The organism is Paracoccus lutimaris, from assembly GCF_003337565.1.
GTDB classification, from domain to species: Bacteria; Pseudomonadota; Alphaproteobacteria; order Rhodobacterales; family Rhodobacteraceae; genus Paracoccus; species Paracoccus lutimaris.
The window spans coordinates 18161-39133 of sequence record NZ_QPJL01000010.1; the positions used below are offsets into that span (position 1 = coordinate 18161).

Genomic DNA, 20973 nt, shown 5'->3' on the forward strand with positions numbered 1-20973 from the left:
CTTCTTTCATGCCCAAATATCCCGGGGGTCCGGGGGCAGCGCCCCCGGTCCTTGCATCGCCATTAGCGCCCCCCGCCGACGACCCTACCCCTTAACCTTGCCCTCCTTGATCTTCGCCGCCAGATTCTTGGCAATGGCAAAGGCCCCCTTGATCCGGTCCGCATCCCCCGGCCAGTCGCGCAGGATGACGATCTTGTTGTCGCTGACCTTGGCCTGCCCGCGCTGATCGTGGATGAACTCGACCAAACCCGCCGGATTGGGAAACTTGTCGCCATGAAACTGGATCGTCGCCCCCTTGGGTCCGGCATCCAGCCTGGAGATATTGGCGCGCTTGGCCATGGCCTTGATGCGAATGACCAGCAAAAGCGTGTTCACCTCGCGCGGCAAGGGACCAAAGCGGTCGATCAGCTCGGCGGCAAAGCCCTCCAGTTCGACCTTGGTGGTCAGTTCAGCCAGTCGCCGGTAAAGCCCCAGCCGCACGTCCAGATCTGCGACATAGCTTTCCGGGATCGTCACCGGCACGCCCAGGTTCAACTGCGGCGCCCATTCATCTTCGGGGGTGCCCTCGATCTCGCCGGATTTCAGCTTGGCGATCGTTTCTTCCAGCATCTGCTGGTAAAGCTCGAACCCGACCTCCTTGATATGGCCGGACTGCTCCTCACCCAACAGGTTCCCGGCCCCCCGCAGATCCAGATCCTGCGATGCCAGGTTGAAGCCCGCCCCCAGACTGTCGATGGCGCCCAGGAATTTCAGCCGCCGCATCGCCTGCGGGGTCAGGGGCACGCGCGGCTTGGTGGTCAGATAGCAATAGGCCCGGGTTTTGGAGCGCCCGACCCGGCCCCGGATCTGGTAAAGCTGCGCCAGCCCGAACATGTCGGCGCGCCAGACGACCATGGTGTTCGCCGTCGGAATATCCAGCCCCGATTCCACGATGCTGGTCGCCAGCAGCACATCATGACTGCCGTCGTAAAAAGCGTTCATGCGGCTATCCAGATCACCCGCCGCCAACTGGCCATGGGCGACGATATAGCTGACCTCGGGGACGTGTTCCTTCAGCCAGTCCTCGACCTCGGGCAGGTCGGTCAGGCGCGGCACGACGAAAAAGCTTTGGCCGCCGCGATATTTTTCGCGCAACAAGGCCTCGCGGATGGTTACGCCGTCGAATTCGCTGACATAGGTGCGGATCGCCAGCCGATCGACCGGCGGCGTGCCGATGATCGACAGATCCCGCACGCCGGTCAGCGACAGCTGCAGCGTGCGCGGGATCGGCGTCGCGGTCAGGGTCAGGACGTGGATATCGCTGCGCAGCTCCTTCAGGCGTTCCTTATGGGCGACGCCGAAATGCTGCTCTTCGTCGACGATCAGCAGGCCCAGATTCTTGAAATGGACCTGCTTTGACAGCACCGCATGGGTGCCGACGACGATATCGACCGAACCGTCCGCCAGCCCCTTGCGGGTCTCGGCCGCGTCCTTGGCGCTGACGAAACGCGACAGCGGCCGGACATTGATGGCGGTGCCGCGAAAACGCTCGGCAAAGGTGCGGAAGTGCTGCCGCGCCAGCAAGGTCGTCGGCGCGACCACTGCGACCTGACGCCCCTGCGAGGCGGCGATAAAAGCCGCGCGCATGGCGACCTCGGTCTTGCCGAAGCCGACATCGCCGACGACCAGCCGGTCCATCGGCCGGCCAGCGGCGAGATCCTCGGTCACATCGCCGATGGCGCTCGCCTGATCCTCGGTCTCGGCATAGGGGAAACGCGCGGCGAAGCTTTCGATCTCGTGATGTTCGGGCTCGAGCACAGGGGCGGCGCGCAAAAGACGCTCGGCCGCGACCCGCATCAGCCGGTCGGCGATCAGCTTAATGCGTTCCTTGAGCCGCGCCTTGCGGGCCTGCCAGGCGCCGCCGCCCAGCTTGTCCAACAGCCCTTCCTCATGGCCATAGCGGCTGAGCAGCTCGATATTCTCGACCGGTAGGTAAAGCCGGTCGCCGCCGGCATATTCCAGCGCCACGCAATCATGGGGCACGCCAAGCGCCTTGACCGTTTCCAGCCCGGTATAGCGGCCAATGCCATGTTCGACATGAACGACCAGATCGCCGGGGGTCAGGGTCGTGGTGTCGCGCAGGAAGTTTTCAGCCTTGCGGCGCTTTTTCGCCCCCCGGATCAGCCGGTCGCCCAGCACATCCTGTTCCGAGATCACCGCCAGGGGCCCGGTCGCCTGACCGTCCGAGGTGAACCCCTCATCCAGCGGCCAGACCGCCAGCCCCAGCGCACCGGGCTGGTCGGGCAGGTCGCGCAGATCGGCGATGGGCTTGGCGCCCGCGATCCCCTCATCGGCGATCAGCCCGGCAAGGCGTTCGCGCGCCCCTTCCGAAAAGCTGGCGATCACCACCCGGCGGTTGCGCAGAATATCCTGAAGATAATCCGCCAGAGATTTGAAAAGGTTTCCGTTTTCTGCCTGTCGTTCAGGCGCGAAATTGCGGCCGATGCGCCCGCCCGCATCCAGAACGCCGGGACCGGGCGGCTGCGGCAGGACCGAAAGCCGCAACAGGCGATGCGCGGCCAGCCAGCGTTTCCATTCCAACTCATCGGGGAACATCTCGCCGGGCGGAACCGGGCGATAGACGGTGTCGGTGCCGCCCTTGCGTTTCAGCGCCTCGCGCCGGGCGTCGAACTGTTCGCCAATGGTGTGCCAGCGGGCATCGCGGACCTGATCCAGATGATCATCCAGGACCAGCGAGGCCTCGGGCAGATAGTCGAACAGGCTTTCCAGCCGGGCGTGGAACCAGGGCAGCCAATGCTCCATCCCCGCCATCTTGCGGCCAGCGCTGATCCCCTCATACAGAGGGTCATTGGCACCGCCGCCATATTCGGCGCGGTAGTTCTGGCGAAAACGGGTGATCGCGGCCTCGTCCAGAATGACCTCGGACATGGGCGCCAGCTCGACATGATCAAGCTTTTCGATGGAACGCTGTGTTTCTGCATCGAATCTTCGCGCGCCATCCAGAACATCCCCGAACATGTCCAGCCGGATCGGGCCGGAATCGCCCGGCGGATAGATGTCGATGATGCCGCCCCGGACGGCGAAATCGCCCGGCTCGGTGACGGTCGGGGCCTGCGCGAAACCCATGCGGGCAAGGAACGCGCGCAAGGCCCCCTCATCCATGCGCGAGCCGACCGAGGCCGAGAAGCTGGCGTCGCGCAGCGCCTCGCGCGCGGGGACGCGCTGCATGGCGGCGCTGAGCGTGGTCAACAGGATGAACGGCCCCCTGATCGCGCCATGCGCCAATGCCGTCAGCACCGCCATGCGCGCGGCCATGACCGAAGGGGCCGGCGAAACCCGATCATAGGGCGTCGTATCCCAGGCCGGAAACTCCAGCACCACGGCTGCGGGCGCAAAGAACTCCAGCGCGGCGCGCATCGCCGCCATGCGGCGGTCGTCGCGGGCAGTGTGGATGACAGGCTTGCCACGCGCCAGTTCACGCGCGATCAGGGCCGCGTCCATGCCCTCGGGCGCGCCGGAAAGGATCAGGTGTTCGGGATGTGCTGACATGATTGCCGAGGTATAGGGGCCGCTGGCAGAGTCAAGACCGCCCGCTCAGAAGCCAAAGGGATGCTGCAACGTCCACAGCGCACCATGAAAGGCGGCCAGCGCCACCGACAGGATCGAGATCAGCACGAAAAGCATCCGGTGCCGGCGCATCAGCGTGGCGGCCTGACTGGCGGCCTGATCGATCGGGGCGCCCTGTTCGGCCTGCACCAGCACCGCGCGCAGGCGGTGCGCCAGCCGCAATTCCAGTGCAAAGACAAGCGCAAAGGGCAGGATCAGCAGGACCAGCGCCCGCGCCATCTCAAGGTTATAAAGAAAGCCCAGCAATGCCAGCGTCGTCAGAAAAAACGCCGCAATGCCCAGCAGGATCACGCTTTCGGGGCCGGTGGCGCGCCAGCGCGGCAGGGTCAGCGACAGCCAATCCAGCAGCGTGATCGCCGCCGGATCGTTCGCCGCTGCCCCTTCGGCGCGGGCGGCGGCATGGACCACATCCAGAGGCACGCCGGCGATGCGGCGCCCCGCCACGGTCCAGACAAACATCAGCAGCACCCAGAACCAGATCGAACCGAATGAGCGGCTGTCCAGCAAGGTCAGGATTCCCTCGGGTCGGAGCACGTCTTCTCCCAGATCGGTTGGCGCGAAGGCCAAACTAACCTTGCCGCGCATAAAGGAAAACCGGGTTTTTCCGGATATGGGCGGTTTCCCCGCTGCCCGGCAGGGGTTGCGCAACCGGGGCAAATATGCTGGTTCGGCCCGACCCCCGCGAAAAAGCACAGGCCAAGCCATGTCCAGCCCCCCCATCGTCGCCCCTTTTCCCGCCACCCGGTTGCGCCGCCTGCGCCGCACGCCCGCGCTGCGCGCCCTGACAACCGAGGTCAGCCTGAGCGCCGCGAACCTGATCTGGCCGATCTTCGTGACCGAGATCGCGGGCGGCGCGGGTGAAATCCCCTCGATGCCGGGAGTCGAGCGGCTGACGCTGGACGGCGCGAAACGCGCTGCGGAAACCGCGATGCGGCTGAACATTCCCGCCGTCTGCATTTTTCCCCATTCCGATCCGGACCTTAAGACCGACACCTGCGAACGCGCCTGGGACCCCGAGAATATCGGCAACAAGGCCATTCGCGCCATCAAGGAGGTGGCACCGGATCTGGCGGTCATGACCGATATCGCGCTGGACCCCTATAACGCCAATGGCCATGACGGGCTGGTGCGGGACGGCGTGATCCTGAATGATGAAACCGTCGAGGCGCTGGTGCGCATGGCCCTGGCGCAGGCCGAGGCCGGCGCGGACATTCTTGGCCCCTCGGACATGATGGATGGCCGCATCGGCGCGCTGCGCATGGCGCTTGAGGGCAATGGCCACAAGGACGTCGCGATCCTCAGCTATGCGGCGAAATATGCCAGCGGCTTTTATGGCCCGTTCCGCGATGCTGTCGGCGCCTCGGGGCGGCTTGTGGGCGACAAGAAGACCTATCAGATCAACCCCGCCAACCGCGAAGAGGCCATGCGCTGCGTTGCCCGCGATCTGGCCGAGGGCGCCGACATGGTCATGGTCAAGCCGGGCATGCCCTATCTGGACATCTGCCGCATGGTCAAGGACCAGTTCGCGGCACCGACCTATGCCTATCAGGTCAGCGGCGAATACGCGATGCTCGAGGGGGCGATCCGCAATGGCTGGCTGTCGCGCGATGTCGTCCTGGAAAGCCTGCTGGCCTTCCGGCGCGCGGGATGTGACGGCATCCTGACCTATTACGCGCCGCAACTGGCCGAAAGGCTGGCATGAAAGGGGGAACTCCCCTATCATCGCGGTCAGAAAAGGCGGGCCAACCGCCAATCAGGAACGAGGCGAAACAATGACGAATTCCAATGCGATCAACCGGCGCCTCCTGCTGCTGGGCGGGGCGGCGCTGGGACTTGCGGGCTGCTCGAACGCGATCGGGCAGGATGCGCCTTCGCGGCTGGATGCGCGCGTCGATGCGACGCGCAACTACCTGCTGCAGAACTATCCCGCCGTGGCGCCGCTGGTGCAAAGCGCGCGCGGCGTTCTTTACATGCCGCTGATGACCGAGGCGGGCCTGGGCTTTGGCGGCGCCTACGGTCAGGGCGCGCTGCGCATCAATGACGTGACGGTGGATTACTATTCGGCGGCGCAGGCCAGCGTGGGGTTCCAGATCGGCGCCCAGCAATATGCCCATGCGCTGATCTTCCAGACCGAGGCCGCGCTGGCGCAGTTCCGCGCCGCGCCGGGCTGGGTGGCCGAAGCCGGGGCCTATTACGCCCTGCCCGATCACGGCCTGTCGATGGGCACCGATACGATCACCTCGCAGCAGCCGGTGCTGGCGATGATCTTTGGCCAGTCCGGGCTGATGGCCGGGGCCTCGATCGCGGGAACGAAATATTCGCGCATCATCCCATCGACCTTCTGAAGGGGCAAGCTCGCCGGGATATCGAAATCCCGGCGATGCCCGCAGGCCGCAAATGGCGGTCGTTCAGTCCGGGTGTCTGGCATCCGGCATGGCGGAGTTCAGGATATCGGCGTCAGCCCTGCCTGTCCTTCTTCTCGACCAGCTTGATCGGGTTTCCGCAGGTGGCATCAAGAACGGCCATGCGGACCGTACCCTTCCTGACGATGTCTGTGAAGCCAGACCTGCACCGCGTCCCGCAGCGGCATGCGGTCAATCGCGTGGATCTTGGCCCGCCCCGACCGGGACGCGCGGATCAGGCCGGCATTCTGCGGCATGTCGAGATGCTGGCTCATCCCGGGCGCTGAATCGCCGCGCGCCTGTCCCTGATCGGACAACCTATTTGGATCGGGTGAGAAATGGCGGTCCCAACACGATTCGAACGTGTGGCCTCTACCTTCGGAGGGTAGCGCTCTATCCAGCTGAGCTATGGGACCGCATCAGGTTGCGGGCATCACCCGCAGCCCCCGTTGATTAGCCCCAAACGCGCGGCTCTGCAATGGGGGTCAGGCGAAAAGCTCGCGGCAGAAACCAAGGCCGTCGATCAGCGCGTCCACCTCGGCATGGGTGTTGTACATGCCGAAACTGGCCCGCGCCGAGGCGGTCACGCCATAGAAATCCATCAGCGGCATGGCGCAATGCGTGCCCGCGCGCACCGCGATTCCGCGCTTGTCGAGGATGGTCGAGATGTCATGGGCATGCGCGCCCTGCATGGTCATGGAAAAGATCGCGCCCTTGTCGGGCGCATCGCCCTGAACCTGCAGCCAGTTCAGGCTGCGCAGCCGGTCGCGGGCATGATCGCGCAACGAGCGCTCATGCGCGGCGATGTTCTCCATCCCCAGGTCCATCATGTATTCCAGCGCCGCGCCCAGCCCGATCTGGTTGACGATGCCGGGGGTGCCGGCCTCGAATTTCAGCGGTGGATCAGCATAGGTCACCTCGTCCAGCGTGACGGTGCGGATCATGTCGCCGCCACCCATGAAGGGGCGCATCTCGGCCTGACGATCGGCCCGGATCCAGATCGCACCCGAGCCCGAGGGGCCGTAAAGCTTGTGGCCGGTGATGCAGTAGAAATCGACGCCCAGCGTTTTCAGATCGACCGGCATATGCACCGAGGCCTGGCTGCCATCGGCCAGCACCGGCACATGGGTGCCGCGCGCAATGGCGCCGATATCGACCACGGTGCCGGTCACGTTCGACATATGGGTGACGGCGATCAGCCTGGTTTTCGGCCCCACCGCCGCCAGCACCTTTTCGGGCGGCAGGCTGCCATCCGGCTCGGGCGCGACCCATTTCAGCACCACCCCCTGCCGCTCGCGCAGGAAGTTCCAGGGCACGATATTGGCGTGATGTTCCATCACCGACAGCACGATCTCGTCGCCGGGGCGTAGGTTCGGGGCGGCCCAGCCATAGCTGACCAGATTGATCGCCTCGGTCGCGCCCGAGGTGAAGATCACCTCATCCTCGCGCGGGGCGTTCAGAAAGCGGGCGATGATGGCGCGCACGCGCTCGTAATTGTCGGTCGCGAGGTTCGACAGGAAATGCAGGCCCCGGTGGACATTGGCATATTCGCCCTCATAGGCGCGGGTGATCGCCTCGATCACCTGACGCGGCTTCTGGGCGCTGGCGCCATTGTCCAGATAGACCAGCGGCCGGCCGTTCACCTGCCGCGACAGGATCGGAAAGTCCTTGCGGACCTGTTCGACGTCAAAGCTCATTGCGCAACCTCCGGCAGCGGGATCAGCCCCGGCGCGACCGTCAGCACCAGCGCGCCAAGCAGCAGGCTGAGGCCGAAATAGACCATCGCGACCTTGGCCACGCTGGAAAAACCATGCAGCGCCTTGGTCATGGTCACGGTCAGATAGATCGAAAGCGCGCCCGCAATCATGCCCAGCAGATCGACCGTGCCCGGCAAAAGGACCAGCATCAGGACCTGCACCGCCATCAGCGCGACCAGCATCAGCTCGATCCAGGCGACGGCCAGCAGCGCATCGGGAAAGGTGCCGGTGCCGCCGAACATGCGCCCGATATGGGTGACCAGAAAGGCGGTCAGCACCATGCCGAAAAACTCGATCCCGGCCATGGTCATCGGGTCGGACAGCAGTTCCGCCAAGGGGTCGTTGCCGCTGACCGGCAGCAGGATCAGCAGCACCACGCCCAGCATGCGCGACAGGACCACCGCCAGAAACAGCGCCATCCAGCGCGCCACCAAAGGCAGTTCCAGCCCGCGCAGGATCCGCATCGCGGCATCGGGGTCCCGAAGCGTCAGGACCGCCAGCTCGCCAAGATCGCCGAATTTCATGCTTTCCTCGTCAATGCGCGCAATCCCGCGCCCCATATCACGAGAAAGCCCAGCCCCGCCACCACCCGTGTCAGCGTCAATGCCGCACCCGGGCCGGCAAAGCCCTCGGTCAGCCCAGAAAGCAGCATCGCCGGCGCCACCGCCAGCAGCGCCCAGAACAGCGCCAGCCGCGAATCCTGCGAGGCGACCGGCCAGGGCGTCAGCCGCGACAGGAACGCCACCAACTCGGCCAGCGCATAGGCCAGCAGCGGCATCATGAACATGACCGCCAGCAGCGCGCCGCCCATCCGCGCCTCAAGCGGGACCGAGGGGTCCAGATGCGCCGCCCGCGCATGGCCGGGCGCCTGCGCGACCAGAAAGATCAGCATCGCCGCCATCAGGATGACGATCAGCACCCGTTCAGGCGTGCCGCGCAGGGCGGTGACCACCCTGCCCGGTGCCCACCAGCTTTGCGCGATGCGCGGGACGATCCCTGCCCGGTCCATGACCGCCAAGGCCCCGCCTTAACCTTTGGCGCGGCTGGTCAGCCACTCGTCCAGACGGGTCAGGATGTCGTCGCGCAGCCGCTCGTCCTCGATCTCGTCCAGCGCATCCGCAAGGAAGGACAGGACCAGCAGCACAATCGCCTGCTCTTTCGGCACCCCGCGCGAGCGCAGGTAGAACAGCGCCGTCTCGTCCAGCGCGCCGGTGGTCGAACCATGCGAGCATTTCACGTCATCGGCATAGATTTCCAGCTCGGGCTTGGCGAGGAACTGGCTGCCCTCGTCCAGCAAAAGGCCCTGGCTGATCTGATAGCCATCGGTCTTTTGCGCGCCGGGCTTGACCAGGATCTTGCCCTGAAAGATGCCCTCGGCGCCGTTCTTCAGCACCTTCTTATAGACCTGCCGGCTTTCGCAGCGCTCGGCGGCATGGGCGATGAAAACGGTGTCGTCGTGATGGAAGGCACCCTCATTGCCATCGCCCAGAACGGCGGCGGCGATATGGGCGACGGCATCGTCGCCGACGATTTCGATCACGCCCTCGTTGCGCATCACGCGGCCATTGACCGCCAGCGAGAAGGACTTGAACAGCGCGCCTTCGCCCACGCGGGCAAAGATATGGCCGATGCCCAGTTTCGCGTCATCCGCGCGCTTGCTGGCGATGTGGTGGAAGCGGGCGCCCTTGCCGATCTCGACCTCGGTCACGGTGTTCGAGCGCGCGCCGATGCCGCCGGTTTCCAGCAGCGTCAGCTCGGCCCCGGGCTCCAGCCGGATGACATGATGGACATGCACATCGGTGGCCTGCCCGTCGCGGCGATAGAGGATATGGACCGGACGCGCGACCTTGCCGGTGACGCGGATCAGCACGCCATCCTGCGCCGCCAGCGTGTTCAGCACTGCAAAGGGGCGCTTGACCGGGGTCTGGCCCGAGGTCTCAAGCTTGCCGTAAAGATCGCCGGCCCAATGCGCGGGCCCGGCATCGGCAGTCGAGAGAATGTCGATCTGCATCCCCTCGCCCGTCAGCGGGTCCGAGGCCGCCGCGTCAAAGACGCCATCGACAAAGACCAGTTTCAGCCGGTCAATGCCGTCAAACAGCGAGGATTCGCGCGAGGTATAGGCCAGCGCCTCGGGCAGCGGGGCGTTGAAGGGCGCAGGGTTCGTATAACGCCAGTATTCGTCGCGCGCGCCGGGCAGGCCCATGGCCTGCAACCGGGCCGCGGCATCCTTGCGCGCGGCGGCGGTAAAGCCGCCCACGGGCAGGTCCAGCGCGTCAAGCCGCGCCGCCAGCACCGCGTCGCCCGCGCCGGTCTTGGCGGCAGGCTTCGCCCCGGCAGCCAGAACAGCCGTATCCGCCATCAGCCGACCTCCGCCAGAAGATCGCCGTAACCGTTCTGCTCGACCTCGATGGCCAGTTCCGGGCCGCCGGTCTTGATGATGCGGCCATTGGACATGATGTGGACGACATCGGGGCGGATATGATCCAGAAGGCGCTGGTAATGGGTGATGACAAGGAAGCTGCGTTCGGGCGAGCGCAGCGCGTTCACGCCATCCGCCACCAGCCGCATCGCATCGACGTCAAGGCCGGAATCAGTCTCGTCCAGAATGCACATGCGCGGCTCAAGCATGGCCATCTGCAGGATTTCGTTGCGCTTTTTCTCACCGCCAGAAAAGCCGACATTGACCGGACGCTTGAGCATCTCGGCGTCGATCTTAAGCGTCTTGGCCTTTTCGCGCACCAGCTTCAGGAAATCGCCCGAGCTGAGTTCCTCTTCGCCGCGCGCCTTGCGCTGCGCGTTCAGCGCCGTGCGCAGAAAGGTCATGTTGCCGACGCCGGGGATCTCGACCGGATACTGGAAGGCGAGGAACAGGCCGGCGGCGGCGCGTTCCTCGGGCTCCATCGCCAGCAGGTCGGCGCCGTCCAGCGTGGCGCTGCCCTCGGTCACCTCATAGCCGTCGCGGCCCGACAGCACATAGGAGAGCGTCGACTTGCCCGAACCGTTCGGCCCCATGATCGCATGCACCTCACCGGCCGGAACCTCAAGCGTGACGCCCTTGAGGATCTGCTTGTCCTCGTCCTCAAGTTTGACGTGCAAGTTGTTGATGTTCAGGCTCATTGTTGCTCCTGCGGGATAATCAGAAAGTTTTCGTTGACGGCGTAGTGGCGGATCCGCTCGGCAATGCGGTAGCCATTTGCCTCGACCCATTTCAGGAAGGCATCCGCGTTGCGGTTGTCGATCTCGATGAAGATCGTGGGCCGCAGCCGGGTGATGGTCTCGCGCAATCCATCCAGCACCTCAAGCTCAAGCCCTTCGACATCGATCTTGAGGAAATCGACATGCAAGTCCTTGAAGGCGTCGTCGCCGCGGATCACCACGACATTGCCCACCGCCGAATCCGAGCGCACGATGCGCCCGCCGCCCAGATTGTTGGGATTCCAGCGCATGGCCAGCCCCTCGTCCATCTTGTCCGAAAGGCCATAGGTGAAGAAACTGAAATCGACGCGGTCGATCATCCGGTTCAGGATCATGTTCGCGACAAAGATTTCCTGCGCGATCGGGTTAGGCTCAAAGGGGATGATCTTTGATGCCCCCATGATCATTCCAGCAAAAACACTGTGATTTCCAACATTTGCGCCGATATCCGCGAAAACGCCATCGCGCGGGAAATATCGGGCGATCACGTCGAGATCGTCGCGCTCGTAGAAGTTGGACTTGCTGTGCGCGCGTTGCACGACGTCATGGTCATTGACAACGGCGAACATGACCTCGATGTCATTGTGGCGAAACACCGCCACCTGACCGGCCGGCATATTGATGCGCCCGCGCAGAGTATAGGTGCGCAGCGCACGCGCCGCATCGAACGGAGCAGCTTCGATAACGTCAGCCTCGGTCACAATCGGCCCCCTTGCATTTCTGGGCATATAAAATTTTCATCCCACCGACCCCTCAAGGGAGATTGCCACAAGGCTTTGCGCCTCCATGGCAAATTCCATCGGCAGCGCCTGCAGGACGTCACGCACGAAACCGTTCACGATCACCGCCACGGCCTGTTCCTCATCCATCCCGCGCGAGCGGCAATAGAACAGCTGGTCGTCATCGACCTTGCTGGTTGTCGCCTCATGCTCGACCCGCGACGAGGTGTTCTTGACCTCGATATAGGGCACGGTATGGGCGCCGCATTTGTCGCCGATCAGCAGGCTGTCGCATTGCGTATAGTTGCGGCTGTTGGTCGCGCGCGGGTGCATGCTGACCAGACCGCGATAGGTGTTCTGCGCCTTGCCCGCAGAAATCCCTTTTGAAACAATGCGCGAACGGGTGTTCTTGCCAAGATGGATCATCTTGGTGCCGGTATCGGCCTGCTGCATGTTGTTGGCGATGGCGATGGAGTAGAACTCGCCCTGAGCTTCATCTCCGCGCAGGATGCAGGACGGGTATTTCCAGGTGATCGCCGAGCCGGTTTCGACCTGCGTCCACATCACCTTGGCGCGGGCCTCGCGGCAATCGGCGCGCTTGGTGACAAAGTTGTAGATGCCGCCCTTGCCTTCCTCGTCGCCGGGGAACCAGTTCTGGACGGTCGAGTATTTGACCTCGGCATCTTCCAGAATGACGATTTCCACCACGGCGGCATGAAGCTGGGCCACGTCACGCTTGGGCGCGGTGCAGCCTTCAAGATAGCTGACGTAAGAGCCCTTGTCGGCGATGATCAGCGTGCGCTCGAACTGGCCGGTGTTTTCGGCATTGATGCGGAAATAGGTCGACAGTTCCATCGGGCAGCGGGTGTTCGGCGGGATATAGACAAAGGACCCGTCCGAGAAGACCGCCGAATTCAGCGTGGCGAAGTAATTGTCCGATTGCGGCACGACGCTGCCCAGATATTTCTTCACCAGTTCGGGATGCTCGCGGATCGCCTCGCTGATCGAGCAGAAGATCACGCCGGCCTTGGCCAGTTCATCCTTGAAGGTGGTGCCGACGCTGACGCTGTCGAAAACCGCGTCCACCGCGACGCGGCGCGCATCGGCGGGCGTCTCGTCCGCGCCCTCGATCCCGGCGAGGATCATCTGCTCCTTCAGCGGGATGCCCAGCTTTTCATAGGTCGCCAGCAGCTTGGGGTCGACCTCGTCCAGCGATTTCGGCTTTTCGGCCATGCTTTTCGGACGGGCATAGTAATACTGGTCCTGATAGTCGATCTCGGGATAGTTCAGCATCGCCCATTTCGGCTCGACCATGGTCTGCCAGCGGCGAAAGGCCTGCAGGCGCCATTCGGTCATCCATTCCGGTTCTTCATTCTTTTTCGAGATCAGCCGGACGATGTCCTCGTTCACGCCCTTGGGGGCGTATTCCATCTCGATCTCGGTGTCCCAGCCGTATTTGTAGGACCCCATATTCTGGACGGTCTCGACGGTTTCGCGGTCTACGCCCTCGCGGACTTCGATTGCTTCGCTGGTTTCAACAGCCATCTCAAACCTTTCCTGCGGTCACCCGCGTGTCATTCCTTTGCCGCCAGCGGTCATGGGCCGCCAGCCAGGCATCCGCAAAACGCATCACGTCCCGACGCTCCGTCACCGGACCGATCGAGACGCGGATCGCATCGCCCGCCCGTTCCGGCGCGATTCCCATGGCCGTCAGGACAGAACTGGGCCGGACCTTGCCCGAAGAACAGGCCGAACCCGCCGAGACGGCAAAACCGGCCAGATCCATCTGCATCACCTGCGTCTCTCCGCGCCAGCCCGGCGTCAGGATCGACAATGTATTGGGCAGGCGGCGGGATTCGCGCCCCGGAAATGTAACCATTTCTGACCCGGATTCCAGAGCGGCCATCAGCGAATCGCGGATTTCCGACATTTTTTCTGCGATTCCTTGATCCAGATCATTCTGCGCCGCTTTGGCGGCAGCAGCAAAGCCCAGAATGCCGATCAGGTTCTCGGTCCCGGCGCGGCGGCCCTGTTCCTGCCCGCCGCCCCTGATCCGGGCCGCAACCTCGGTGCCGCGCCTGACGATCAGCGCACCGATCCCGCGCGGGCCGCCCAGCTTGTGGGCGCTGACGAAACCGGCCTCGATCCCCAGCCAGTTGAAGGCAAAGGGCACCTTGCCAAAGGCCTGCGTCAGGTCGCTGGCGGCCAGCCCCTGCAGCAGATCCTGCAACACGCCGGTTTCGGCATTGGCCAGTTGCAGCGTCGCGCGGGCCGGATCAGGCACAGTGACACGGCCCGCCGCATCGACCGCCAGATCGTCGCGGCACCAGGCCAGCACGGCGGCATGTTCGACCGGAGCGCAGGACAGATCCCGCCCGCCCAGAATCAGCGCCGCCGATTCCGTCGCGCCCGAGGTAAAGATGACATCCGCCCCCTCGGCCCCCAGCGCCGAGGCGATCTCTTCGCGGGCGCGCTCCAGCGCCAGTTTCGCCGCCCGCCCCTCGGCATGAACCGAGGACGGGTTGCCGACGATCTCGCTGGCCTCAAGCATGGCCGCGCGCGCCTCGGGGCGCAGGGGGGCGGTGGCGTTCCAGTCCAGATAGGTGCGATTCATGCCAGCCCCTCCATGCCGGTCAGCGCATCGGCGATGCGATCCGCCAGCCTGCGGGCAACCTCGGTTTTCGACAGGCGCGGCCAGCTTTCGGCCCCCTCGTCCGAAATCAGCGTCACCGCGTTTTCCGAGCCGCCCATGATCCCGGTCGCCGGGGTCACGTCATTGGCGACGATCCAGTCGCAGCCCTTGCGCAGCCGCTTGGCGCTGGCGTTTTCCAGCACATTGTCGGTTTCCGCCGCAAAGCCCACGACCAGCCCCGGCCGCCCGGCCTGCAACTGGCTGATCCAGGCCAGAATGTCGGGGTTTTCGGCAAATTGCAGCTTGGGAAACTTGCCCGAACCATCCTTCTTGATCTTGCTGTCGCTGGCATTGCTGACATGCCAGTCGGCGACTGCCGCCGCCATCACCGCCGCATCGGCGGGCAGCAATGCCTCGACCGCCTCGCGCATCTGGCGCGCGGTCTCGACGGCGATGATCTCGACGCCTTCGGGCGGGGGGATATCGGCGGGGCCGGTGACAAAACTGACCCGCGCCCCCAGATCCCGCAGCGCCGCCGCAATCGCCGTGCCCTGCGCCCCGCTTGAGCGGTTGGCGATATAGCGCACCGGGTCGATCGGCTCATGCGTCGGCCCCGAGGTCACGATCACATGCCACCCCGCCAGTCGCCGCACCGGCATTGAGACCACAGCCTCGGGCGGCAGGCGCAGGGGCTTTTCGCGGCTCAGCGCGCTGCGGATCGCGGTCAGGATCTCCGCGGGCTCGGCCATGCGGCCGGGGCCGTATTCGCCGCAGGCCATGTCCCCCTCATCCGGGCCGACAAAGCGGATGCCGTCCTGTTCCAGCAGGTCGCGATTGCGCTGCGTTGCCGGGTGCTGCCACATGCGCACATTCATCGCCGGCGCGATCAGTACCGGCTTGTCGGTCGCGAGCAACAGGGTCGAGGCCAGATCGTCCGCCATCCCCGCCGCCATCCGCGCCATCAGGTTCGCCGTCGCCGGCGCCACCACCACCAGATCGGCGGCGCGCGACAGCTGGATATGGCCCATCTCGGATTCGCGGGTCAGGTCGAAAAGTTCGGTGTGACAGGGGGATTCGGCCAGCGCCGACAGCGTCAGCGGCGTCACGAACTCGGCCCCCGCCTTGGTCAGGACCGGCACGACCGAGGCCCCCTCACGCCGGATCATCCGGATCAGCTCGGGAATCTTGAAGGCGGCGATGCCTCCGCCGACGATCAGCAATATGCGATTGCCCTGCATGATGGTTCCCCTTGCCCGTGTCTCTTGGCCCCGTCCTTGGGGCCTTATCTCTTGGAAAGGACATAGGCCGAACCGCCCGCCGGAACAAGCAAGCCGCCCGCAACCTCGTTAACCGTTTTTTAAGCCGGTCCCGTTAACCAATCTGCATCGGGAACTGGGGGCAGGCATGACAGCGATCGCCTATACGGTGGCTTTCGACGGGGTCGAGGCGCGGCTGGTCGAGGTGCAATGCTCGGTCACGCCGGGCCTGCCGGGATTCGGCATTGTCGGCCTGCCCGACAAATCCGTCAGCGAGGCGCGCGAGCGGGTCAAGGCCGCCTTTGGTGCACTTGCCGTCGCCATGCCCTCGCGCCGGGTGACGGTGAATCTCTCGCCTGCCGACCTGCCGAAAGAGGGCTCGCATTTCGACCTGCCCATTGCGCTGGCGGTGCTGGCAGCGCTGGAAATCGTGCCAGCGGATGCGCTGGGTCAGGTCGTCGCGCTGGGGGAGCTGGCCCTGGACGGGCGGCTTTCGCCGGTCGCGGGCGCCCTGCCCGCTGCCATGGCCGCCGCCGAGGACGACCGGGCACTGATGGTGCCCCGCGCCTGCGGCCCCGAGGCGGCCTGGGTCGGGACGGTCCCGGTCTTCGCGCCCCGCAACCTGCGCGAGGCGGTCGACCACCTGACCGACCGCGCGCCGCTACCCCGCGCCACGCCCGGCGAACTCGCACCCATCACCCGCAGCAATGATCTGGACGAGGTGCGAGGTCAGGAACGCGCCCGCCGTGTCATCGAGATTGCGGCGGCAGGCCGCCATCACCTGCTGATGATGGGACCGCCCGGCGCCAGCAAATCCATGCTGGCCACGCGCCTGCCCGGCATCCTGCCGCCCCTGAGCCCGGTCGAGGCGCTTGAGACATCGGTCATCCATTCCGTCGCCGGGATGCTGGCCGGGGGCGGCATTTCCCGCAGCGCGCCCTTTTGCCAGCCCCATCACACCGCCTCGATGGCAGCGATGGTGGGCGGCGGGCGCAATGCCCGCCCCGGTCAGGCCAGCCTGGCCCATAATGGCGTGCTGTTTCTGGACGAATTGCCGGAATTCGAGCGCCGCGTCATCGACGCCCTGCGCGAACCGATCGAAACCGGCGAGATCCACGTCTCGCGCGCCAATGCCCATATCCGCTATCCGGCGCGCTTCCTGCTGGTCGCCGCTGCCAATCCCTGCCGCTGCGGCGAGGCGGCGGATGCTGGCCAGCCCTGCCCCCGCGCGCCGCGCTGTCAGTCGGAATATCTGGGGCGCATCTCGGGACCGATGATGGACCGGTTCGATCTGCGCATCGACATGCCGCAAGTGAGCTACGAGGAACTTGGCCTGCCGCCCTCGGGCGAAAGCTCGGCCATGGTTGCCGAACGGGTTGCGGCAGCGCGCACGATCCAGACGCAGCGCTTCGCGGATCATCCGCAGGCCCGCGTCAACGCCGATGCGGCGGGACGGTTGCTTGAGGAAATCGCGCCGCTCGACAGCGAATGCCGGGCGCTGCTGGCCTTGGCGGCGGAAAAGCTGGGCCTGACGCCGCGCGGCTATCACCGCATCCTACGCGCGGCCCGCACGATTGCCGATCTGGACGCCAGTGAGCATATCCGCCAACCGCATCTGGGCGAGGCACTGTCCTATCGCCTGCCCTTCGGCCGGCCCGACTGATGGCACAAGGGCGGCCCGATGGACCGCCCTTATATCAAATGCCCGTCTTAACCGCGCGCGGCCAGCTTGCGTTCGACCGCATCCCAGATCAGCGCGGCGGCATTCACACCATCGAAGCGCTCCAGTTCCTGAATGCCGGTCGGCGAGGTCACGTTGATTTCCGTCAGCCAGCCGTCGATCACGTCGATACCGGTGAACAGCAGGCCCTTTTCGCGCAGGACCGGACCGATGACGGCGCAGATCTCGTGCTCGCGCTCGGTCAGGCCGATCTTTTCGGGGCGCCCGCCGACATGCATGTTCGAGCGCGCCTCCCCCGCAGCCGGCACGCGATTGATAGCGCCGACCGGCTCTCCGTCGACCAGAATGATGCGCTTGTCGCCCTTGACCACGGCGGGCAGGTATTTCTGCGCGATCACCGGCTCACGGCTGATGCTGGAAAAGGTCTCGATCAACGAGGACAGGTTGGCATCGTCCGGGCGCAGATGGAAAATCCCCGCCCCGCCATTGCCGTAAAGCGGTTTGACGATGATGTCGCCATGCCGCTCGCGGAAGGCGCGGATCTGGCCAGGGTCGCGGGTGATCAGGGTCGGGGGCGTCAGCTCGGGAAAGTCCAGCACCAGCAGCTTTTCGGGACTGTTGCGGACCCAAAACGGATCGTTGACGACAAAGGTTTCCGGATGAACGCGGTCCAGAAGATGCGTATTGGTGATATAGGCCATGTCAAAGGGCGGATCCTGACGCAGCCAGACGACATCGAATTCCGCCAGACCGACCTCGGCCCAGTCGCCGAAGGTGACGTGGTTGCCCACCTCGCGCCGCAGGGTGATCGGACGTCCCCATGCCAGCACACGCCCCTCGGAATAGCTCAGCCGGTCAGCCGTATACTGGAACAGCCGGTGGCCCCGCGCTTCGGCCTCAAGCCCAAGCCTGAACGTGCTGTCCCCCTGAATCGAGACATGTTCGACCGGGTCCATCTGGAGGGCGACGTAAAGACTCATGTGATCTGCTCCGGCCTGTTTCAGGCGGAGTTTTCGCCCGCCCCGGCGGGCTTTGCAAGGCCGGGTATCAGTTCATACCGAAGGCATTCTCGACGATCTCGACGCGACCGAACTGATCGACCAGCGCCGCATCGAAACGCATCGCGGTCAAAAGACCACTCGGCAGGCCTCCACAAAACTCCAGTGCAGCATTGCAGATGCGCGCGATCTGGCGCGCCGAGATCCGTTCGGCCGCCCATGCGTGCCGGGCCGATTTCTTGACCTCAACAAAGACATATTCTTCGTCTTTGCGCAGGATCAGGTCGATTTCTCCGCCCCTACCGCGCCAGCGCTCGGCAACGACCTCATACCTCAGATCGACATAGGCGCGAGCCACCGAACCTTCGGCAAGACACCCCGCCGAATAGGCCACACGACCGCGCATCACCCGCGCCGGATCAGGACGAACCGGCGCGCCGTCAAAATATCGCTCGTGCTTCATTCCCGTTCCTTCTTCATTTCCAGCGCCAGCGCATAGACGTCGCGCCGTGGCAGGCCAAAGCGGTTGGCAACCTGCGCGGCCGCCTCCTTGACGGGAAGGCTATCCAGCAAGCCCGTGAGTGCCGCGCGCAAGGTATCGGCATCAGCAACCGCCGGTTCTGGATGCCCGAACAGCACCACGATTTCCCCGCGAAGCCCCTCATCAGGAATCCGTGCCGCCAATTCCTCTGCCGTGCCGCGCATCACCTCTTCGAATTTCTTGGTCAGTTCCCTGCAGATCACCGTAGCTCGATTCGCCTCAGTCTCGCAGATATTCTCCAACAACTGTTTAACGCGCCTCGGGCTTTCAAAGACGATGACCGTGGCCTCAACCCCGCGCCAGCTGTCGATCCATTTCCGCCGCGCGCCGCCAGCCGAGGGCGGAAAACCCACGAAAAGAAAACGGTCACTGGGCAGGCCGGAAACCGACAATGCTGCCAGTGCCGCCGAGGGGCCAGGCAGCGCGCGCACGAGAAAACCTGCCTCGGCCGCGTCCCGCGCCAGCCGATAGCCCGGATCCGCAACCAGAGGCGTGCCCGCATCCGAGGCATAGGCGACCGATTTCCCCTCGGCCAAGGCCGCCAGAACCGCGGGGCGCTGCCGGTCGGCATTGTGATCGTGATAGGCAATGATCCGCCGACCTCGCAGCTGGATGCCATGAATATCCATCAGATGGCGCAATTTCCGCGTGTCCTCGGCCGCCAGAACGTCGGCGGTATTCAGCACATCCAGTGCCCGCAGCGTGATGTCGCGGGCCGAGCCGATGGGCGTCGCCACCAGATGCAGCGCCGCTTCGGGGGCTGTGGTCCCGATGGTCACGGAAAGCGGCCGCGCACCCGTTCTGGTTGAGCCTGTGCTGTCCTCCATGCGGGTCTCCTGTCCATGTCGCCCGGCGCCACCGGGCAAGTTGCCATGTCCGGCATATGCCAATAACCTGCCCCCGACAAACCCCCAGCCTCGACCACAGGGAATCACGCCATGACCGTCCTGACAACGATCCGCGGCGCTTTCGACCTGCGCCGGCCCTTCGCGCGGATCGGAGCCGTCCTTTCCGCCCTGGCGCTGTCCGCCTGCGATCCGGTCGGAATCGGAGCCACGGGCCCGCAGACCGGGCCGATGATCGACCCCTCGCAGCCCGTGCAGGTGGCCATGCTGGTGCCCGCAGGCGCCGGCAGCGCCGATCTGGACTGGCTGGCGCGCTCACTGACCAATTCCGCCAAGATGGCGGCTGCGGATGCGCGCGGCGCCACCATCGACCTGCGCATCTATGAGGCCGGTGCCGATCCGGCGCAGGCCGTCGCACAGGCCAACAAGGCCGCCGCCGATGGCGCCAAGATCATCCTCGGCCCGCTGTTTGCCGACAGCGCCAATGCCGTCGGCAATGCCATGGCGCCGCAGGGCATCAATGTGCTGTCCTTTTCGAACAACACCGATATCGCCGGCGGCAATGTTTTCGTTCTGGGCAATACCTTCGACAACGTCGCCGACCGGCTGGTGAAATACGGCGTCCAGAACGGCAAGCGCCGGATCATGATGGTGGCCGAGGACGACGCCGCCGGTCAGGTCGGCGCCCGCGCCATCGAACGCGCGATCCAGAAGAATGGCGGCACGCTGGCCGGTTCGGTCACCCATCCCCTGTCCAAGCAGGGCATCGACGGGATCATCCCGAATGTCTCGCAGGCGGCGCTGTCGGGGAATGTCGATGCGGTCTTCCTGACCGCCAACCAGGGCGCGGTGCTGCCCTATCTGACCGACAAGCTGGCGGATGCCGGGGTCACCTCGGCCACGGTGCAGATGATGGGGCTGACGCGCTGGGACCAGCCCTCGGCCCGGTTGCAGCTGCGCGGCACGCAGGGCGGCTGGTTCGCCATTCCCGACACCGCGATGAAGGCGCAGTTCGACCAGCGCTACCGTCAGGCCTATGGCGAGACCCCGCATGATCTGGGCGCGCTGGGTTACGACGGTGTCGCGGCCATCGCGGCGCTGGTGCGGGCAGGCAAGCGCAATGCACTGACCACGGCGGGGCTCACGCAGAATTCGGGCTTTGCCGGTGTCGGCGGCGCCTTCCGGCTGCGCCGCGACGGCACCAATGAACGCGCGCTGGCCGTGGCGACGATCCGCAACAACCAGTTGGTGGTGCTGGACCCCGCACCGCGCAGCTTCGGCGGTTTCGGGTTCTGATCTTGATCGGAAAGCCCGCCGACC

The 20973-nt window shown here is 65.1% G+C and carries 19 protein-coding genes and 1 tRNA gene; 4 read left to right on the top strand and 16 right to left on the bottom strand.

Annotated elements, in window-relative coordinates; translation table 11 throughout:
• Positions 1–84: 84 nt before the first annotated feature.
• Both mfd and DFP89_RS21030 read right to left on the bottom strand, forming a co-directional pair.
• The gene (gene mfd / locus DFP89_RS10560; RefSeq protein ID WP_114349358.1) at positions 85–3549 is read right to left on the bottom strand and encodes a transcription-repair coupling factor; all 3465 of its coding nucleotides are present in this window, start codon (positions 3547–3549) and stop codon (positions 85–87) included.
• Between the two features lie 45 nt (positions 3550–3594).
• Positions 3595–4161 (bottom strand): hypothetical protein, encoded by a 567-nt coding sequence (locus DFP89_RS21030; RefSeq protein WP_114349470.1) that lies wholly within the window; start codon positions 4159–4161, stop codon positions 3595–3597.
• A gap of 169 nt (positions 4162–4330) precedes the next feature.
• Between DFP89_RS21030 and hemB the strand changes: the two genes are divergently transcribed.
• Complete coding sequence (hemB, locus tag DFP89_RS10570) at positions 4331–5329, top strand: porphobilinogen synthase (RefSeq protein WP_114349359.1); 999 nt, start codon at positions 4331–4333, stop codon at positions 5327–5329.
• 70 nt (positions 5330–5399) lie between these two features.
• Entirely contained in the window at positions 5400–5972 is a 573-nt protein-coding gene (locus DFP89_RS10575) for a lipid-binding SYLF domain-containing protein (protein WP_114349360.1), read from the top strand.
• 167 nt (positions 5973–6139) lie between these two features.
• Here DFP89_RS10575 and DFP89_RS20320 read toward each other — a convergent pair whose 3' ends face one another.
• The 11 genes from DFP89_RS20320 to coaBC form a co-directional block, all read right to left on the bottom strand.
• Entirely contained in the window at positions 6140–6304 is a 165-nt protein-coding gene (locus tag DFP89_RS20320) for a hypothetical protein (RefSeq protein ID WP_181870307.1), read from the bottom strand.
• 64 nt (positions 6305–6368) lie between these two features.
• Positions 6369–6445, bottom strand: a tRNA-Arg gene (locus DFP89_RS10580).
• A 69-nt stretch (positions 6446–6514) separates the two neighbouring features.
• Entirely contained in the window at positions 6515–7726 is a 1212-nt protein-coding gene (locus DFP89_RS10585) for a cysteine desulfurase (protein WP_114349361.1), read from the bottom strand.
• The gene (locus tag DFP89_RS10590) at positions 7723–8310 is read right to left on the bottom strand and encodes a YIP1 family protein (RefSeq protein ID WP_114349362.1); all 588 of its coding nucleotides are present in this window, start codon (positions 8308–8310) and stop codon (positions 7723–7725) included. Before DFP89_RS10590 ends, DFP89_RS10585 begins: the two co-directional genes overlap by 4 nt.
• Positions 8307–8795, bottom strand: a complete 489-nt coding sequence (locus DFP89_RS10595; RefSeq protein WP_114349363.1) for a hypothetical protein — start codon at positions 8793–8795, stop codon at positions 8307–8309. The genes DFP89_RS10590 and DFP89_RS10595 overlap by 4 nt, the downstream gene beginning before the upstream one ends.
• 18 nt (positions 8796–8813) lie before the next feature.
• Positions 8814–10145, bottom strand: coding sequence for a SufB/SufD family protein (locus DFP89_RS10600; RefSeq protein WP_114349364.1), 1332 nt, complete (start codon positions 10143–10145; stop codon positions 8814–8816).
• Positions 10145–10903, bottom strand: coding sequence for a Fe-S cluster assembly ATPase SufC (sufC, locus tag DFP89_RS10605; protein ID WP_114349365.1), 759 nt, complete (start codon positions 10901–10903; stop codon positions 10145–10147). Before sufC ends, DFP89_RS10600 begins: the two co-directional genes overlap by 1 nt.
• On the bottom strand, positions 10900–11682 hold the full coding sequence (locus tag DFP89_RS10610) for an FkbM family methyltransferase (protein WP_181870308.1): 783 nt from the start codon (positions 11680–11682) through the stop codon (positions 10900–10902). Before DFP89_RS10610 ends, sufC begins: the two co-directional genes overlap by 4 nt.
• Positions 11683–11718: 36 nt before the next feature.
• Positions 11719–13245 carry a Fe-S cluster assembly protein SufB gene (sufB, locus tag DFP89_RS10615; protein ID WP_114349367.1) on the bottom strand — a complete coding sequence of 509 codons (1527 nt, stop codon included), beginning with the start codon at positions 13243–13245 and terminating at the stop codon, positions 11719–11721.
• A 1-nt stretch (position 13246) separates the two neighbouring features.
• Positions 13247–14314 (bottom strand): cysteine desulfurase family protein, encoded by a 1068-nt coding sequence (locus tag DFP89_RS10620; protein ID WP_114349368.1) that lies wholly within the window; start codon positions 14312–14314, stop codon positions 13247–13249.
• A complete protein-coding gene (gene coaBC / locus DFP89_RS10625) occupies positions 14311–15570 on the bottom strand; it encodes a bifunctional phosphopantothenoylcysteine decarboxylase/phosphopantothenate--cysteine ligase CoaBC (RefSeq protein WP_181870309.1) in 1260 nt (419 codons plus the stop codon). The genes DFP89_RS10620 and coaBC overlap by 4 nt, the downstream gene beginning before the upstream one ends.
• A gap of 166 nt (positions 15571–15736) precedes the next feature.
• On the opposite strand from coaBC, the gene DFP89_RS10630 reads away from it, so the two are divergent.
• The gene (locus DFP89_RS10630; RefSeq protein WP_114349370.1) at positions 15737–17251 is read left to right on the top strand and encodes a YifB family Mg chelatase-like AAA ATPase; all 1515 of its coding nucleotides are present in this window, start codon (positions 15737–15739) and stop codon (positions 17249–17251) included.
• Positions 17252–17298: 47 nt separating this feature from the next.
• Here DFP89_RS10630 and gshB read toward each other — a convergent pair whose 3' ends face one another.
• From gshB to rsmI, 3 genes are all read right to left on the bottom strand, one after another.
• The gene (gene gshB, locus DFP89_RS10635) at positions 17299–18249 is read right to left on the bottom strand and encodes a glutathione synthase (RefSeq protein ID WP_114349371.1); all 951 of its coding nucleotides are present in this window, start codon (positions 18247–18249) and stop codon (positions 17299–17301) included.
• 67 nt (positions 18250–18316) lie between these two features.
• Positions 18317–18673: a YraN family protein gene (locus DFP89_RS10640; RefSeq protein WP_181870313.1), complete on the bottom strand. Its 357-nt coding sequence runs from the start codon at positions 18671–18673 to the stop codon at positions 18317–18319.
• A gap of 53 nt (positions 18674–18726) precedes the next feature.
• Positions 18727–19635: a 16S rRNA (cytidine(1402)-2'-O)-methyltransferase gene (gene rsmI / locus DFP89_RS10645; protein ID WP_114349373.1), complete on the bottom strand. Its 909-nt coding sequence runs from the start codon at positions 19633–19635 to the stop codon at positions 18727–18729.
• A 111-nt stretch (positions 19636–19746) separates the two neighbouring features.
• Here rsmI and DFP89_RS10650 point away from each other — a divergent pair, with 111 nt between their 5' ends.
• Positions 19747–20949 (top strand): penicillin-binding protein activator, encoded by a 1203-nt coding sequence (locus DFP89_RS10650; protein WP_114349374.1) that lies wholly within the window; start codon positions 19747–19749, stop codon positions 20947–20949.
• The last annotated feature ends 24 nt before the right edge of the window (positions 20950–20973 follow it).

Coding starts and splice junctions, on each gene's coding strand:
- DFP89_RS20320 (WP_181870307.1), bottom strand. CDS start 6,304: ATGAGCCAGCATCTCGACATGCCGCAGAATGCCGGCCTGATCCGCGCG.
- coaBC (WP_181870309.1), bottom strand. CDS start 15,570: ATGCAGGGCAATCGCATATTGCTGATCGTCGGCGGAGGCATCGCCGCC.
- DFP89_RS10575 (WP_114349360.1), top strand. CDS start 5,400: ATGACGAATTCCAATGCGATCAACCGGCGCCTCCTGCTGCTGGGCGGG.
- gshB (WP_114349371.1), bottom strand. CDS start 18,249: ATGAGTCTTTACGTCGCCCTCCAGATGGACCCGGTCGAACATGTCTCG.
- DFP89_RS10585 (WP_114349361.1), bottom strand. CDS start 7,726: ATGAGCTTTGACGTCGAACAGGTCCGCAAGGACTTTCCGATCCTGTCG.
- DFP89_RS10595 (WP_114349363.1), bottom strand. CDS start 8,795: ATGGACCGGGCAGGGATCGTCCCGCGCATCGCGCAAAGCTGGTGGGCA.
- sufB (WP_114349367.1), bottom strand. CDS start 13,245: ATGGCTGTTGAAACCAGCGAAGCAATCGAAGTCCGCGAGGGCGTAGAC.
- DFP89_RS10590 (WP_114349362.1), bottom strand. CDS start 8,310: ATGAAATTCGGCGATCTTGGCGAGCTGGCGGTCCTGACGCTTCGGGAC.
- DFP89_RS10640 (WP_181870313.1), bottom strand. CDS start 18,673: ATGCGCGGTCGTGTGGCCTATTCGGCGGGGTGTCTTGCCGAAGGTTCG.
- sufC (WP_114349365.1), bottom strand. CDS start 10,903: ATGAGCCTGAACATCAACAACTTGCACGTCAAACTTGAGGACGAGGAC.
- DFP89_RS10600 (WP_114349364.1), bottom strand. CDS start 10,145: ATGGCGGATACGGCTGTTCTGGCTGCCGGGGCGAAGCCTGCCGCCAAG.
- mfd (WP_114349358.1), bottom strand. CDS start 3,549: ATGTCAGCACATCCCGAACACCTGATCCTTTCCGGCGCGCCCGAGGGC.
- hemB (WP_114349359.1), top strand. CDS start 4,331: ATGTCCAGCCCCCCCATCGTCGCCCCTTTTCCCGCCACCCGGTTGCGC.
- DFP89_RS10650 (WP_114349374.1), top strand. CDS start 19,747: ATGACCGTCCTGACAACGATCCGCGGCGCTTTCGACCTGCGCCGGCCC.
- rsmI (WP_114349373.1), bottom strand. CDS start 19,635: ATGGAGGACAGCACAGGCTCAACCAGAACGGGTGCGCGGCCGCTTTCC.
- DFP89_RS10620 (WP_114349368.1), bottom strand. CDS start 14,314: ATGAATCGCACCTATCTGGACTGGAACGCCACCGCCCCCCTGCGCCCC.
- DFP89_RS10630 (WP_114349370.1), top strand. CDS start 15,737: ATGACAGCGATCGCCTATACGGTGGCTTTCGACGGGGTCGAGGCGCGG.